The sequence below is a fragment of the Rubellimicrobium mesophilum DSM 19309 genome (assembly GCF_000600335.2).
In the GTDB taxonomy this organism is placed as follows: Bacteria; Pseudomonadota; Alphaproteobacteria; order Rhodobacterales; family Rhodobacteraceae; genus Rubellimicrobium; species Rubellimicrobium mesophilum.
Window position 1 is genome coordinate 1 of sequence record NZ_KK088568.1, and the last position, 15557, is coordinate 15557.

Below are 15557 nucleotides of genomic sequence, written 5' to 3' on the forward strand. Positions count from 1 at the left end.
GACACGCTGGACCCGGAGCGGTTCAAGCGACTCACCCGCTGGGGGCGGCTCGACCAGGTGCTGCGCGGGATCGAGGCGGCGAAGGCGGCGGGGCTGCGGGTCAAGATCAACGCCGTCGCGCTGAAGGGCGAGACGGAGGAGGAGATGTTCGACCTCCTCGGCTGGTGCGCGGATCACGGGCACGACCTGACCTTTATCGAGGTCATGCCGATGGGCGACATCGGCAACGAGATGCGGCTGGATCAGTTCTGGTCGCTGCGCGACCTGCGCCGGCGGATCGAGGAGCGGTTCACGCTCACCGACCTGACGGATCGGACCGGGGGGCCGGCGCGCTATGCGCGGGTCGAGGAGACGGGCCAGAGGATCGGCTTCATCACGCCGCTCTCCCACAACTTCTGCGAGAGCTGCAACCGCGTGCGGCTGACCTGCACCGGGCAGCTTCATACCTGTCTGGGGCAGGAAGGGTCGTCGGACCTGCGGGCGGCCTTGCGGGCCTCGGAGGACGATGCGCTGCTGGACGACGCGATCCGGGCGGCGATTCGGCTCAAGCCCAAGGGGCACGACTTCGACTACTCGCGCGGGGTGGCGGGCAAGATCAGCCGCCACATGAGCCACACCGGGGGATGACGCCCAAGGGGGCGCGACGGCCGACGCTCCTCCTGAGGGCGGTGCTGGGGCTTGAGCGGGTGGCGCCCGCCCTGCCCCGCTGGCTCGCGGCGCGGGCGCATCGGCGGCAGGGGGCGGAGGCGGGCCGGTTTCCCGAGAGGCTCGGGCGGGCGTCGGAAGCGCGGCCCGGAGGGCGGCTCATCTGGGTCCATGCGGCCTCGGTGGGCGAGGTCGTGGCGGCGCGGGACCTTGCGCGGGACCTCGCGGCGGAGACGGGGGCGAGCCTGCTGTTCACGACCACGACGCAGGGTGGCGCGGGGGCGGTGCCGAAACAGGCGCTGCACCAGTTCGCGCCGGTGGACACGCCGGGGGCGGTCGCGGGGTTCCTCGACCACTGGTGGCCGGACCTGGGGATATTCGTGGAGGCGGATGTCTGGCCTCGGCTCGTGCTGGAGGCCACGCGACGCGGCGTGCCGCTGGCGCTGGTGAACGCGCGGGCCTCGCGGACGAGGACGAGGCTGCCGGGGAGCTTGGGGGCGCTGCTGTCGCGGTTCGCGGTGGTGACGGCGCAGGACGAATCCGTGCGGGGGGAGTTGAAGAGGCTGGGGCTGGCCTGCGTGGAGGCGGTGGGGGACCTGCGGGCCTCGGCCGAGCCGCCGCCGGCCGATTGCGCGATGCTGGAGGCGCTGCGGGGAGAGATCGGCGGACGGCCGGTCTGGGCCGCCGTGTCGACTCATCCAGGCGACGAGGTGGAGGTGCTGGAGGCGCATCGCGCGGCGCGGGGGCGGCATCCGGGGCTCCTGCTGCTCTGGGCGCCGCGTCATCCGGCGAGGAGAGCCGACATCGTGCGGGCGGTCGAGGGCGCGGGCCTGCGGGTGGCACGGCGGAGCCGGGGGGAGCCGGTGTCGGGCGGGACGGACGTGCTGGTGCTCGACACGCTGGGCGAGACCGGGCTGGTGTTCCGGCTGGCGCCGCTGAGCTTTCTTGGCGGGAGCTTCGGGCCCGAGGGGGGGCACAACCCTTGGGAGCCGGCCAGCTTGGGGAGCGCGCTGCTGTCGGGGCCGAGGGTGGCGAACCACCGGCAGAGCTTCGCGCGGCTGGAGGGGGCCGGGGCGGCGCGGATCGTTGAGGACGGGGCGGAGCTGGGGGCCGCCGTGGCCGGGCTCCTCGGGACGGCGAAGCTGGACGGGATGCGCGAGGCGGGTCGGCGGGCGGCGGCCGAGGGGAGCGGGGTGCGGGCACGGACATTGGAGCTCTTGCGGCCGCTCCTTGCGGCCCGGGCGGCGGGGGCCTAGGGCAAGGGCATGGTCGTCCGCCCCAAGGCCGTGATCCTCAACGACACCTCCTCGCGGTATCACCATGGGTGCAGCCGGGTGATGCGCCTGCTGCTGCGCGGGCTGGACGAGGCCGGGATCGAGGTCGCGGCGCGGAGCCCGGCGCGGGCGGACTGGGCGCGGGACGAAGGGGTCCTCGCGGCGCTTCGGGGCGCGCAGGTGGTCGTCATCAACGGCGAGGGGACGCTGCACGACGGGGCGCCTTTGGGGGCGCGGCTGCTGTCGGTGCTGGACCATCCCGACGCGGCGGGGAAGCCGGTGGCTCTGGTCAACGCGCTCTGGCAGGACAACCCGCCGGAGTGGGACGGATGGCTCTCGCGGCTGGCGCTGGCCTCGGCGCGAGACAGCGGGTCGGCCGAGGCGTTCCGGCGGGTGCGGGGACAGGGGCGCTGGGGGCCGGACCTGTCGATGTCGGCTCCGGCGGAGGTCGCGGCGGTCTCGCGGCAGGGGCTGGTGGTCGGGGACTCGGTGCGGTTCGAGGCGCGGCGGGCGCTCGCGCAAGCGGCTCAGAGGCTCGGGGCCTGCTATGTGCCGACCAAGACGCTCAAGGGACGGGTTTGGGACGTCGGTCCGGCGCGGTCGCTGCTTTGGCGGGCCTATAATGGCGTCTGGACGGGGCGCGTGCCGGAGTTCGAGATGCCGCGCGACGAAGGGGCGTATCTGGCGCGCCTCGCACGGGCGGAGGGGCACGTCACGGGGCGGTTCCATGCGGTGTGCCTGTCGATGCTGACGGGGACGCCGGTGCTGGCGCTGGCCTCGCGGACCTCGAAGATCGAGCGGCTGCTCAAGGATGCGGGGCTGGGGGACTCGCGGCTGATCTCGGTGGAGGCGTTGGAGCGGCTCACGGCGAAGGAGGCGGCGCGGCCCTTCTCCAAGGGGGAGAAGAAGGCGGTCGCCGAGTTCCTGACGCAGGGTCGGACTGAGGCGAAGCGGCTCTTCGCGGACATCCGGGGGCTCTGTGGGTGAACCGGGCGGGGTTCCTTTGGGCGAGACTCTTGGGCGACGAGGCAGCGCTCATGCGGCTCTCGGACTCGCCCGAGGCGCTGTTCGCGGAACTGGAGGGGCGGCGCGTGGCGCTGGTGGGCAACGCGCGGTCGCTGGCGGAGCGGGCCGAGGGGGCGGAGATCGACGGGGCGGAGCTCGTGATCCGGCTGAACGCGGCGCCCCTGCCCTCGCCCGTCTCGCACGGCACGCGGACGGACTGGATGGCCGTGTCGGTGCCGGTGGAGGACGGCGTCATCGAGGAGCGCAGGCCCCGGCGGGTGCTCTGGATGACGCCCAAGCGGAAGCGGCTGCCATGGCGGATCGCGCGGCGGCCGGGGTTCGCGCTGGCGCCGGCGGAGTGGAACGCGCGGCTCGCGGCGGAGCTGGGGGCGCGGCCGACGACGGGGGCGATGGTGATCGACCTGCTCGCGCGGTCGGGCGCGCGGGGGGTGCGGCTGCACGGCTTCGACTTCTTCGCGTCGCTGTCGCTCTCGGGCGGGCGGACGGCGAAGGACGTGCCGCACGACTTCGGGGCGGAAAAGGCGTGGGTGGAGCGTCTGGCGGAGCGGGACGGACGGTTCGTGCTGTAGGGCAGGCGCTTGAGGGCGGCCTTGAATCGGGTCGCGGCGCCTGGGCGGCGGGCGCAGCTTCCCCTACCCCGCCGGGCGGCGACCCAGGGACAGGATCACCATGGCCGAGAAAGATTGAGAAACCGTTAACAGCCTCGAAAAAGGTCGCGAGGTGCTGCGCGAGTCCCAGCGCCGGGCGCGTGGTGCGTGCCCGGCGGCGGAAGCGGTTGCGACGTCACGACGCCAGTGGCATCCGCATCTCGGCCACGCCGGCGAGCCATGAGCAGCCGGCGGGGATCGCCTCGTCGTTGAAGTCGTATTCGGGGTGGTGGACCGCCGCCGTGTCGCCGTTGCCCACGAGGATGTAGGCTCCGGGGCGGGACTCGAGCATGTAGGCGAAGTCCTCGCCGCCCATGACCAGCGGGGCCTCGTCGCAGGAGCCCGAGACGGCCGTGGCGACCTCGCGGGCGAAGTCGGTCTGGGCCTCGTGGTTGGCCATCACGGGATAGCCGCGGTGGTAGGCGATCCGGGCGGTCGCGCCGTAGGCCATGCAGGTCGCCTCGGCGATGGCCTTGAGGCGCGTCTCGGCGAGGTCGCGTAGCTCCTTGGACATGGTGCGGACGGTGCCCCTGAGCGTGACCCGCGAGGGGATCACGTTGAACGCCTTGGACGAGGACTCCACGGACGTGACCGACACGACGATCTGGCTCACCGGGTCGGCGTTGCGGCTCACGATGCTCTGGAGCGCAAGGACGACGTGGGAGGCCGTCACCGTGGGGTCGATGGTCTCCTGCGGCTTGGCGGCGTGGCCGCCCTTGCCTTCGACGGTGATCTCGAACTGGTCGGTCGACGCGAAGAAGGTGCCGGCGCGGATCGAGAAGCTGCCCACGGGGCGGCCGGGCCAGTTGTGCATCCCGTAGACCTCGGTGACGCGCCATCTGTCCATGAGGCCGTCCGCGACCATCTCGCGCCCGCCGCCGCCGCCCTCCTCGGCGGGCTGGAAGATGACGAGGACGGTGCCGTCGAAGTTGCGCGTCTCGCAGAGGTACTTGGCGGCGCCGAGGAGCATGGCGGTGTGGCCATCGTGGCCGCAGGCGTGCATCGCGCCGGGGGTCTTGGAGGCGTGAGGGAGGCCCGTGGCCTCCATGATCGGGAGCGCGTCCATGTCGGCGCGCAGGCCGATGACCTTGCCGGAGCTGTCCTGACGGCCCTTGATGACGCCCACGACGCCAGTGCGGCCGAGGCCCGTCACCACCTCGTCGCAGCCGAAGGCCCTGAGCTTGTCGGCGACCAGCGCGGAGGTGCGGTGGGTCTCGAAGAGGATCTCGGGGTTCTCGTGGATGTCGCGGCGCCAGGCGGCGATCTCGGGCTGCATCTCGGCGAAGCGGTTCTTGGGGGGCATGGGAGGCACTCCTCTGGTCCTGCCGTTTGTCGCCCGGGGCGCGGCGGGGGGCAAGCCCGGGCGGGGCCACGCCGCCACGTCGCCCCACGCGAGGGGTTGCGGGACGCCGCTTTGGTGGTAGCGTTCGTCGCAATCAGGCCATCAAGGCCCGGACGAGACATAGGAACAGGGAGGTTCCGAATGCCCGAAGGGGCGCCGCCTGTCCTGGACGTCCGGGACCTCAGGGTCGTGTTCCGCACCCGGGTGGGCGACATCCACGCCGTGAACGACGTCTCCTTCAGCTTGCGCGCGGGGGAGCTTCTGGGCGTGGTGGGCGAGTCCGGGTCGGGCAAGTCCGTGACGATGATGTCGCTCCTCGGCCTCCTCCCCTCCCCGCCCGCCGTGGTGACCGGCCGGGGCGTGATGTTCGAGGGGAAGGACCTGCTGCGGCTGCCGGACGAGGAGATGCGGACGGTGCGCGGGGGGCGGATCGGCTTCGTGTTCCAGGACCCGATGACCTCCTTGAACCCGGTCTTCACGGTGGGCTTCCAGATCATGGAGCCGCTGCGCAAGCACCTGGGGATGAGCAAGCGGCAGGCGCGGGCTCGGGCGGCGGAGCTGCTGGCGCTGGTGGGCATCCCGGCGGCCTCGGCGCGGCTCGACGACTATCCGCACCAGTTCTCGGGCGGGATGCGGCAGCGGGTGATGATCGCCATCGCGCTGGCCTGCGATCCCAAGGTCCTGATCGCGGACGAGCCCACGACCGCGCTCGACGTGACGATCCAGGCGCAGATCCTGGAGCTCATGTCCGAGCTGCGCGAGAAGCTCGGCATGGCGGTGATCTGGATCACGCATGACCTGGGGGTGATCGCCGGGATCGCGGACCGGGTGATCGTCATGTACGGGGGGCAGGTGGTCGAGCACGCGCCGGCCGAGGACCTGTTCGAGGACCCGCGGCATCCCTACACGCAGGCACTCCTGACCACGGTTCCCAAGGTGCATGGGGAGAGGGCCAGGCGGCTGACGGTGATCCAGGGGCAGCCGCCGATCCTGGGGCCTTCCCGGACTTCTGCACCTTCAAGGACCGCTGCCCCTTCGCCTTCGACGTCTGCCAGCGGCTGAACCCGCAGCGCTACCCGGTGGACGAGGGGCACGATGCGGCCTGCTTCCTGAACGACCCGGGGCTCGCGCCGCAGCGACCGGTGCTGGAGGCTGTGGATGGCTGAGGCGACGCGGCCGCTCGTGCAGGTGCGGGACCTGAGGATGCATTTCCCGATCTACGCGGGGCTGCTGCGCCGGCGCGTGGGGGCCGTGAAGGCGGTGGACGGGGTGAGCTTCGACATCCTGCCCGGCGAGACGCTGGGCCTCGTGGGCGAGTCGGGCTGCGGGAAGAGCACCACGGGGCGGGCGGTGCTTCGGCTCTACGACATCACCGAGGGAAGCATCCGGATCGAGGGGACCGAGATCGGGCATATGTCGCAGAGCCAGCTCCGGCCTCTGCGGCCCAGGATGCAGATGGTGTTCCAGGACCCGCAGGCCTCGCTCGACGCGCGCATGACGGTCGAGGCGATCATCCGGGAGCCACTGGACGAGCACACGCGCCTGTCGTCGCGCGAGAAGCGCGAGAAGGTGCTGGAGCTGATGGACGCGGTGGGGCTGAACCGCCGCTTCGCCTCGCGATATCCCCATGCCTTCTCGGGCGGGCAACGGCAGCGGATCGGGATCGCGCGGGCCTTGGCGCTGAACCCGAAGTTCGTCGTCTGCGACGAGCCCATCGCCGCGCTCGACGTGTCGATCCAGGCGCAGGTGGTGAACCTGCTCGAGGACCTGCAGGCGAAGTTCGGGCTGACCTATCTCTTCATCAGCCACGACCTGAGCATGGTGCGGCACATCGCGACGCGGGTGGCGGTGATGTACCTGGGCCGGATCGTGGAGATGCAGGACCGCGAGAGGCTCTATGCCGATCCCCTGCATCCCTACACGCGGGCGCTCCTGTCGGCGGTGAACGAGCCCGACCCGGCCCTCGCCCGGAGCCGCGGGCGAATCGTGCTGAGGGGCGACGTGCCCTCGCCCGCCAATCCGCCCAGGGGCTGCAACTTCTGCACGCGCTGCCCGGAGGTGATGCCGGTCTGCCGCGACATCGACCCCGAGACGCGCCAGGTGGCGCCGGGCCGCTGGGTGGCCTGCCACCTCCACGACCCCGCGATAATGGGCCGGGAGCGAACCCGGCCCCCCGAGGCCGCGAGCATGAAGGGACCGGGATCCAACCCGGGCCCGGACCCAACACCAGCAAGGAGCGTGACATGAGACTCAAGACGGCTCTGATGGGTGCGGCCGCCGTGGGGCTGGCGCTGGCCAGCCAGGCCTCGGCCCAGACGCGGGGCGAGGACGGCGCCCTCAACCTGCTGTTCTGGCAGGCGGTCTCGACCCTGAACCCCTACCTGTCGCAGGGGACCAAGGACGTGACGGCGGCCTCGATCGTGCTGGAGCCGCTCGCCCGCTATGACCAGGACGGGAACATGGTGCCGATCCTGGCCACCGAGATCCCGACGCTGGAGAACGGCGGCGTCAGCGAGGACCTGACCACGGTCACCTGGAAGCTGAACCCCGACATCCAGTGGTCGGACGGGACGCCCTTCACGGCGGCGGACGTGGTGTTCTCGTGGCAGTACTGCACGACCGAGGGGACCGGGTGCGCGCAGGCCTCGAACTTCGAGGGCGTGACCGCCGTCGAGGCGGTGGACGACCACACCGTCAGGATCACCTTCGGGGCCCCGACCCCCTTCCCCTACCAGCCCTTCGTGGGCCAGCAGTCCCCGGTCATCCAGGCCGCCCAGTTCAAGGACTGCGCCGGCGCCAACGCGGCGACCTGCACCGAGCAGAACTCCATGCCGGTCGGCACCGGGCCGTTCCGCGTGACGCAGTTCCTGCCGAACGACGTGGTGACCTTCGAGGCCAACCCCAACTACCGCGACGCGGCCAAGCCCGCCTTCGCGAGCGTGACGCTCAAGGGCGGCGGCGACGCGACCGGGGGCGGCGCGGGCCGTGTTCGAGACGGGCGAGACGGACTACGCCTGGAACCTCCAGGTCGCGCCCGACGTGCTGGCGCCGATGCAGGACGCCGGGAACGGCCAGCTCCTCGTAGCCTTCGGGTCGAACGTGGAGCGCATCGAGGCCAACCTCACCGATCCCTCGCCCGACCTGCCGGAGGGCGAGCGTTCCACCGTCGCGCACCCGCATCCGTTCCTGTCGGACCCGAGGGTGCGCGAGGCGCTGTCCATCGCCATCGACCGGCAGACGCTGGTGGACGTGGGCTACGGCGACGCGGGGACCGTGACCTGCAACCTCGTCCCGGCCCCGGCGGCCTATGCGAGCGACAACACCGCCTGCCTCCAATACGACCCGGAGCGGGCCAAGTCGCTCCTCGACGAGGCGGGCTGGACGGACACGGACGGGGACGGCATCCGCGACAAGGACGGGCAGCCGCTCTCGATCCTGTTCCAGACCTCGACGAACCCGGTGCGGCAGGACTTCCAGGCGCTCATCAAGCAGTTCTGGGACGAGATCGGCGTGACGACGGAACTGCGGAACATCGACGCTGCGGTCTACTTCGGCGGCGACGCCGGGTCCCCCGACACCATCGAGAAGTTCTACGCCGACGTGGAGATGTACGCGAACGAGTTCCCCGGCACCGACCCGCAGGCCTATCTGGCGCAGTACACCTGCGACAAGATCCCCTCGCCCGAGACCCAGTGGCAAGGCCAGAACATCAACCGCTATTGCGATCCGGCCTACGAGGAGCTGCTGGCCAAGCTCACCCAGACGGGCGACCCGACCGAGCGGGGCACCATCGCCAAGCAGCTCAACGACATGCTGACCAAGGACAGCAACGTCATCATCCCGCTGCTGCTGCGCGGCCGGGTGTCCGGCTCGTCCAACTCGCTCCAGGGCGTGGTGATGAACGCCTGGGACTCGGAGCTCTGGAACATCGCGGACTGGACCCGCGCGGACGGCTGACGTCCGCCTGAGCGCGTCATCGGGGGCGGTGCCACGCGCGCCGCCTCCTCCCATAAGCGGGGACCTGGGGACCCATGCTCACCTACACGATCCGCCGCCTCCTCCTCGCGATCCCGACGCTCCTGTTCATTGCGCTGGTGGTGTTCCTGCTGCTGGACCTCGCGCCCGGCGACCCGCTCGCGGACCAGCCGCTGACGATCCCGCCCGAGGTGCGCGAGGAGATGCGGCGGGCGCTGGGGCTGGACCAGCCGGCCTACGTGCGGTTCGGGCTCTGGCTGTACCAGTTCTTCGTGGTCGAGCCGAAGGTGCTGATCGACCACATCTTCGGGACCAGTCTCGCGGCGGGAGACGCGCGGGTGATCTCCTGGCAGTTCAAGCTGCCGGTGATGGACGTGATCGTCCAGCGGATGCCGCAGACGCTCTGGGTCGTGGGCTCGGCCTACGTCATCGGGGTGCTGATCGCGGTGCCCATCGGGATCGTCTCGGCGGTGCGGCAGTATTCGATCCTGGACCAGATCGGGACCTTCATCTCGATGGTGGGATTCTCGGTGCCGACCTTCTTCACCGGGGTCTTGCTGATCGTGATCTTCTCGGTCCAGCTCGGCTGGTTCCCCTCGATCTACGACACGCAGCTCGTGGTCGACGACTGGCATTCCTTCCTGATGCAGCTTCGGCAAATGGCGATGCCCGTGTTCGTGCTGGCGCTGTTCAACGCGGCGCAGATCAGCCGCTACATGCGGGCCTCGATGCTCGACAACCTGACGCAGGACTACGTGCGGACCGCGCGGGCCAAGGGGATGGACGAGCGGGTCGTCGTGCTGCGGCACGTGCTGCGCAACTCCATGATCCCGGTCGTGACGGTGGTCGCGCTGGGGGTGCCGACGGTGTTCGGCGGCGCCATCATCACCGAGCAGGTGTTCAAGGTGAACGGGCTCGGGCAGCTCCTCATCACGGCGATCCACGCGAACGACCTGCCGATGGTCCAGACGCTGACCTTCATCTTCGCGGTGCTGATCGTCCTCTTCAACCTGATCGCCGACGTCCTCTACGGGATGCTCGACCCGAGGATCCGCTATGACTGACGCGTTTTCCGAGACCCCAGCCCGGCCGCTGGTGCCCGAGGCGGGCCTGCCCTCGTCCGCCGCCGCGCCGGAGGTCGGGATCGCCCTGCCCGCCCAGAGCCAATGGCGCGACGTCTGGCGGCAGTTCCGCAGCCACAAGGGCGCGGTGACGGGGCTGGCGTTCCTGCTGCTCATCACCCTGTTCTGCGCCATCGGGCCGTGGCTCTGGCCGGTGGACCCGGGCGACCTCGACGTGCGGAACAAGGACGTGCGGCCGATCTACCACGTGATCTGGGACGCGGAGGCCAAGACGACCTGGGCGCATCCGCTGGGGTCGGACCAGCTCGGGCGCGACCAGCTCGCGAGCCTCATCGCCGGGGGGCAGGTGAGCCTGGCCGTGGGGTGGACGGCGATGCTGCTGGCGCTGGTGATCGGGACGCTGGTGGGGGTGCTCGCGGGCTACTTCCGGCGGCTCGACGGGCTCCTCATGCGGTTCACGGACCTGGTGCTGGCGCTGCCGTTGCTGCCGCTGCTCCTCGTGATGATGCTGCTGTTCCGCGATGCCTTGCGGGCGGCCTTCGGGCCGGAGACGGGCATCTTCATCCTGATCGTGTCGGCCATCGGCCTCACGTCCTGGATGCACACGGCGCGGATCGTGCGCGGGGACGTGCTGGCGCTCAAGGAGCGGGAGTTCGTGCTGGCGGCCAAGTCCATCGGCACGCCCGCGCGGCGGATGATCCCGCGGCACATCCTGCCGAACGTGATGTCGCCCATCATGGTGTCCGCGACCCTGGGGCTCGCGGCGGCGATCATCACGGAGTCGGCGCTCTCGTTCCTGGGCCTGGGCTTCCCGAGCGACTTTCCGACCTGGGGGAAGCTGCTGTTCGATTCGACGGACCGGATGGCCGACTTCCCGGAGCGGGTGATCTGGCCGGGGCTCGCCATCTCGCTCACCGTGCTGTCGGTGAACTACATCGGCGACGGGCTGCGGGACGCGCTCGATCCGAGAATTAGGGGGCGGTAGGGCGGAGGACGCAGCTTCCCCTACCCCGCCGGGCGGCGACCCAGGGACAGGGTCACCATGGCAGGTGAAGGTTAAGGTTCGGTTAACGACCGGCAGGAGAGTCGCGACGAGGGTGACAGGTCCGGTCGCGTCGATCCTTCCAGAACGCCGACCGTCCTAGGCGCCCTTGCGGGTCAGGGTCCGGATCTCGTCCCGGTAGCGGAAGCGGAGCGCCGACCAGGTGGCGTCGAGCGCGACCTGGGTCACGGGGAGGAGGTCGTGGGGGACTAGCGCCTCCCACCCCGCGTCGCGCGAGAGGTCGCTGCGGATCGCGCCGGACCTCTTCGGGTAGGCGAGCCAGAGGCGGTTGCTCCGGGCGTAGCGCGGGAGCAGCGCGTCGAGGAGAACGGCCACGTCGACCGAGCGGGCGGCGAAGCCGAGGAGGAGGTCCACGGGGCCGGTCTCGGGCGCGCTCGGGAAAGGCTCGAAGTGCATCAGCGTCTCGGGGCGGCCCATGGCGAGCATGGTGCGGCCGGGCTTCCAGCCGAGCTTGCTCAGGAGCTTGGAGTTCATCGGTGCCCCGGAACGGAAGCGGGGGCCCGAAGGCCCCCGCGTTGTGTCTCAGATCGCGACGACGTCAAGCGGGGGGAAGCCGTTGAAGCAGACCGAGGAGTAGGTCGACGTGTAGGCGCCCGTGTTGCGGATCAGCACCCGGTCGCCGGCCTTGAGCGCCAGCGGCAGGTTCATCGGACGCTTCTCGTAGAGCACGTCGGCGGAGTCGCAGGACGGGCCGGCGACGATGCAGGGGCCTGTGGGCTCGCCGTCGTGGGAAGTCGTGAACTGGTAGCGGATCGCCTCCCCTTCCGTCTCGGCAAGGCCCGAGAACCGGCCGATGGAGAGGTAGACCCAGCGGTGCAGGTCACGGTCGGACTTGCGCGAGGTGAGCACCACCTCGGCCACGATCATGCCCGCCTCGGCCACGAGGCCACGGCCCGGCTCGGCCATGATGCGGGGAATATGGCCGAAACGCTCGGTCACCATGGCCATGACGCCCGCCGCGTAGTCGGTCGGGGCCTGGATCTCCTCGCCGTAGAACGCCGGGAAGCCGCCGCCGATGTTGAGGAGCGTGAGCTCGTGGCCCGCGTCCTTGGCGTCGGCCCAGAGCTGGGCCACGGCGTCGAGCGTGGGGCTCCACATCTCGGCCTTGCGGGTCTGGGAGCCCACATGGAATGAGAAGCCGAGTGGGGTCAGGCCCAGCGCCTTGGCGTAGTCGAGGAGCTTGAGCGCGGTGTCGCGGTCGCAGCCGAACTTGCGGGTCAGCGGCCAGTCGGCCATCGACACCTCGACGATCACGCGGATGTAGACCGAGGCGCCGGGGGCGTGGGTCGCGATCTTCTCCAGCTCCTCCTCCGCGTCGGCGGCGAAGAGGGTGATGCCGTGGGCGTGGGCCCAGGCGATGTCGGGGACGCGCTTGATCGTGTTGCCGTAGGAGATGTCCCCGGGCATCGCGCCGGCGGCGAGGCACATCTCGATCTCCCCGCGCGAGGCGGCGTCGAAGTGGGCCCCGAGCTGCGCGAGGCGGCGAAGGATCGCGGGATGCGGGTTGGCCTTCACGGCGTAGTGGATGTCGGCGTGGCCGAGGCCGGCCTTGAGGGCGTGGTACTGCGACTCAACGCGGTCCACGTCGATGACGAGCGTGGGACGGTCGAACTCGGCGGTCGCGCAGAAGGATTCCAGACGGTCGGCGACGGCAAGGGATTGCGACGGGGCCATCGCCCCCGCGAATTGGATGGTCATCGGTCATCTCCGACAGAACAAGAAGGGCCTGAGCGGCCCAGGTGATTCCAAGGGAGACGTTACCGTCGCTACGTAAACACGTTGGGCGCGAGGCTGACCGGCCAGAGGCGCGTGCGTTGGCGTCTGTGAGCGTGAAATGGGGCATATCGGGATTCGGTTCAAGTGGTTTTTCGACCTTGCCCCCACTTTTTCGCGAGTTGTCTCTGGCGCTCTAAGTTGTTGGCGCGACAGAGGAAAGTTGATCCTTCGGGAGGGGCTTTGACGCGACCCGCCCGGCGTGGGAGCCTAGGGCCATGGCGCGGCTCATCCTTCTCAACAAACCCTATGGCCTGCTCTCGCAATTCACGGACGCGAAGAGCCCCTCCCCTCGCCCGACGCTGTCGGGGCTGGGGCTGCCGGCGGGGGTCTATCCGGCGGGGCGGCTCGACCGGGACAGCGAGGGGCTGCTGCTTCTGACGGACGACGGGCGGCTGCAGGCTCGGATCGCGGAGCCCCGGCACAAGATGGAGAAGACCTATCTGGCGCAGGTGGAGGGGGGCCCCACGGAGGCGGACCTGGAGCCCTTGCGGCGGGGCGTGGTGCTGAGCGACGGGCCGACGCAGCCGGCGAAGGCGCGGCGGATCGAGGCGCCGGAGCTCTGGCCGCGCGACCCGCCGATCCGGGTGCGGCAGACGGTGCCGGACGCCTGGATCGAGGTGGCGATCACCGAAGGGCGCAACCGGCAGGTCCGGCGGATGACGGCCGCCGTGGGGCTGCCGACTCTGCGGCTCGTGCGATGGCGGATCGGCGGGTGGACGGTCGAGGGACTCGCGCCGGGGGAATGGCGCGAGGTCGAGGCGCGCTGAGGAACCGGGCCGTGCGGTGCCGGTTCTCCTCCAGATTCACAGGAGGAGGACGGCCATGGTCGGGACAGGCAGCGCGGCGGTGACCGCGATCTTCGACAGCCGGGTCGAGGCCGAGGCGGCGGCGCAGCGGCTGATCGACGCCGGCATCCCGGCGGCGCAGGTCAAGGTCATGCCCGAGAACCCCAACATCCAGGCGGAAGGGCGCGACGTGGGGACCGAAGGCGGCTTCCTGGGCGCGCTGTTCAGCGTGCTCTTCCCGAGGGACGACCACGATGCCTACGAGGAGGCGTTGCGTCGGGGCGGCATCCTGGTCGTGGCCGAGGACGTGCCGGCCGGGCTTCACGAGGCGGCGCTCGCGGCGCTCGACCAGGAGGACGCGCTCGACCTCGACGAGCGGGTGGCAGCCTGGAAGCTGGAAGGGTGGTCTGGCTCGGGCGCGGCGGCGATGCCCGGCCGGGAGATGCGCCGCGACCCCGGGCGGAGTCGCGGGCGGGTGAGGACCTACCGCGCGGACTAGGCCGCCAGCTTCGGCAGCAGTTCGTCCAGCGACTTCTTGGCGTCGCCGTAGAACATCCGCGTGTTGTCCTTGTAGAAGAGCGGGTTCTCGATGCCGGAGTAGCCGGTCCCCTGCCCGCGCTTCGAGACGATGACGTGCTTGGCCTTCCAGACCTCGAGCACCGGCATCCCGGCGATGGGGGAGTTCGGGTCCTCCTGGGCGGCGGGATTCACGATGTCGTTGGAGCCGATGACGATGGCGACGTCCGTCTCGGGGAAGTCGTCGTTGATCTCGTCCATCTCCTCGACGATGTCGTAGGGGACCTTGGCCTCGGCGAGGAGCACGTTCATGTGGCCGGGCAGGCGCCCGGCGACCGGGTGGATGGCGAAGCGCACCGTCTTGCCCTGCGACCGGAGCCGCCGGGTGAGCTCGGCCACCGAGCCCTGGGCCTGCGCCACCGCCATTCCGTAGCCGGGGACGATGATGACGCTCTGGGCGTCCTCCAGCATCGCGGCCACGCCGTCGGAGTCGATGGCGACCTGCTCGCCCGTGATCTCCATGGCGGGGCCGGTGGTGGTGCCGAAGCCGCCCAGGATGACGCTGATGAAGCTGCGGTTCATCGCGCGGCACATGATGTAGCTCAGGATCGCACCGGAGGAGCCGACGAGGGCGCCGGTCACGATCAGCAGGTCGTTCGACAGGGTGAAGCCGATCGCCGCCGCCGCCCAGCCCGAGTAGCTGTTCAGCATCGAGACCACGACCGGCATGTCGGCGCCGCCGATGCCCATGACGAGGTGGTAGCCGATGAAGAGCGCGGCCAGCGTCATCACGAAGAGCCAGATGAACCAGCCGGTCTGGAGGTAGAGGACCAGCATCAAGAGCGACACGAGCGCCGCCCCGGCGTTGAGCATATGGCCGCCCGGCAGCTTCTCGGCCTTGCCGGTGATCCGGCCGGCGAGCTTGCCGAAGGCGACGATGGAGCCGGTGAAGGTCACGGCGCCGATGAAGACGCCGAGGAAGAGCTCCACGAGGAAGATGTTCTGCTCGACGGGCGTCTTCTCCGCCAGGACGCGGGCGAAGCCGGTGAGGGTTCCCTGCTGCTCCTCGGTCATGGCGAGGACGCGGCCGAGCTCGATGTGGCCGTTGAAGCCGATGAAGACGGCGGCGAGGCCCACGAAGCTGTGGAGCGCGGCCACGAGCTGGGGCATCTCGGTCATCTGGACGCGCTTGGCGACCAGGGTGCCGAGGACCGCGCCGATGGCGACCATGAGGATCACCACCCAGAGGTGCTGGACGTCCGGCCCGAAGATCGTGGCCAGCACGGCGAGCGCCATGCCGACGATGCCGTACCAGACGGCGCGCTTGGCGCTTTCCTGCCCCGAGAGGCCGCCGAGCGAGAGGATGAAGAGGATCGCGGCCGCGACGTAGGCGGCGCCCACAAGTCCGATGCTCATGTCCGTCCCC

13 protein-coding genes and 2 pseudogenes are annotated in these 15557 nt (G+C 70.5%); 11 read left to right on the top strand and 4 right to left on the bottom strand.

All coding sequences use genetic code 11. The annotated features are described in order from the left end of the window. From RUMESO_RS09880 to RUMESO_RS09895, 4 genes are all read left to right on the top strand, one after another. Positions 1-627, top strand: a 627-nt coding sequence (locus tag RUMESO_RS09880; protein WP_037279979.1) for a GTP 3',8-cyclase MoaA, incomplete at its 5' end; no start/stop codon positions are given. Next, entirely contained in the window at positions 624-1901 is a 1278-nt protein-coding gene (locus tag RUMESO_RS09885; protein WP_037279980.1) for a 3-deoxy-D-manno-octulosonic acid transferase, read from the top strand. The genes RUMESO_RS09880 and RUMESO_RS09885, both read left to right, overlap by 4 nt. A 9-nt stretch (positions 1902-1910) precedes the next feature. Beyond that, positions 1911-2906 carry a polysaccharide pyruvyl transferase family protein gene (locus RUMESO_RS09890; protein ID WP_037279981.1) on the top strand — a complete coding sequence of 332 codons (996 nt, stop codon included), beginning with the start codon at positions 1911-1913 and terminating at the stop codon, positions 2904-2906. Next, on the top strand, positions 2903-3514 hold the full coding sequence (locus RUMESO_RS09895) for a glycosyltransferase family 29 protein (protein ID WP_037279982.1): 612 nt from the start codon (positions 2903-2905) through the stop codon (positions 3512-3514). Before RUMESO_RS09890 ends, RUMESO_RS09895 begins: the two co-directional genes overlap by 4 nt. 214 nt (positions 3515-3728) lie before the next feature. Here RUMESO_RS09895 and RUMESO_RS09900 read toward each other — a convergent pair whose 3' ends face one another. After that, positions 3729-4895, bottom strand: a complete 1167-nt coding sequence (locus RUMESO_RS09900) for a M20 aminoacylase family protein (protein WP_037279983.1) — start codon at positions 4893-4895, stop codon at positions 3729-3731. 180 nt (positions 4896-5075) lie between these two features. On the opposite strand from RUMESO_RS09900, the pseudogene RUMESO_RS09905 reads away from it, so the two are divergent. From RUMESO_RS09905 to RUMESO_RS09925, 5 genes and pseudogenes are all read left to right on the top strand, one after another. Further along, positions 5076-6100, top strand: a pseudogene (locus RUMESO_RS09905) (ABC transporter ATP-binding protein). Further along, positions 6093-7181, top strand: a complete 1089-nt coding sequence (locus RUMESO_RS09910) for an ABC transporter ATP-binding protein (RefSeq protein WP_082483634.1) — start codon at positions 6093-6095, stop codon at positions 7179-7181. Before RUMESO_RS09905 ends, RUMESO_RS09910 begins: the two are co-directional and overlap by 8 nt. Then, positions 7178-8891 (top strand): annotated as a pseudogene (locus RUMESO_RS09915) (peptide ABC transporter substrate-binding protein). Before RUMESO_RS09910 ends, RUMESO_RS09915 begins: the two are co-directional and overlap by 4 nt. 74 nt (positions 8892-8965) lie before the next feature. Further along, positions 8966-9973 (top strand): ABC transporter permease, encoded by a 1008-nt coding sequence (locus tag RUMESO_RS09920; RefSeq protein WP_037279984.1) that lies wholly within the window; start codon positions 8966-8968, stop codon positions 9971-9973. Continuing rightward, positions 9966-10976: an ABC transporter permease gene (locus tag RUMESO_RS09925; RefSeq protein ID WP_037279985.1), complete on the top strand. Its 1011-nt coding sequence runs from the start codon at positions 9966-9968 to the stop codon at positions 10974-10976. The genes RUMESO_RS09920 and RUMESO_RS09925 overlap by 8 nt, the downstream gene beginning before the upstream one ends. Before the next feature lie 156 nt (positions 10977-11132). Here RUMESO_RS09925 and RUMESO_RS09930 read toward each other — a convergent pair whose 3' ends face one another. Then, positions 11133-11528: a hypothetical protein gene (locus RUMESO_RS09930; RefSeq protein ID WP_051521196.1), complete on the bottom strand. Its 396-nt coding sequence runs from the start codon at positions 11526-11528 to the stop codon at positions 11133-11135. 48 nt (positions 11529-11576) lie between these two features. Then, on the bottom strand, positions 11577-12752 hold the full coding sequence (locus RUMESO_RS09935) for a type III PLP-dependent enzyme (protein ID WP_037279986.1): 1176 nt from the start codon (positions 12750-12752) through the stop codon (positions 11577-11579). A 293-nt stretch (positions 12753-13045) separates the two neighbouring features. Here RUMESO_RS09935 and RUMESO_RS09940 point away from each other — a divergent pair, with 293 nt between their 5' ends. Together RUMESO_RS09940 and RUMESO_RS09945 are read left to right on the top strand one after the other, a co-directional pair. After that, positions 13046-13597, top strand: a complete 552-nt coding sequence (locus RUMESO_RS09940) for a pseudouridine synthase (protein ID WP_037279987.1) — start codon at positions 13046-13048, stop codon at positions 13595-13597. A 55-nt stretch (positions 13598-13652) separates the two neighbouring features. After that, entirely contained in the window at positions 13653-14114 is a 462-nt protein-coding gene (locus RUMESO_RS09945) for a hypothetical protein (protein ID WP_051521197.1), read from the top strand. Here the strand turns inward: RUMESO_RS09945 and pntB are convergent. After that, a complete protein-coding gene (gene pntB, locus RUMESO_RS09950; RefSeq protein WP_037279988.1) occupies positions 14111-15547 on the bottom strand; it encodes a Re/Si-specific NAD(P)(+) transhydrogenase subunit beta in 1437 nt (478 codons plus the stop codon). The two genes, RUMESO_RS09945 and pntB, sit on opposite strands and share 4 nt — an antisense overlap. Positions 15548-15557: the final 10 nt, after the last annotated feature.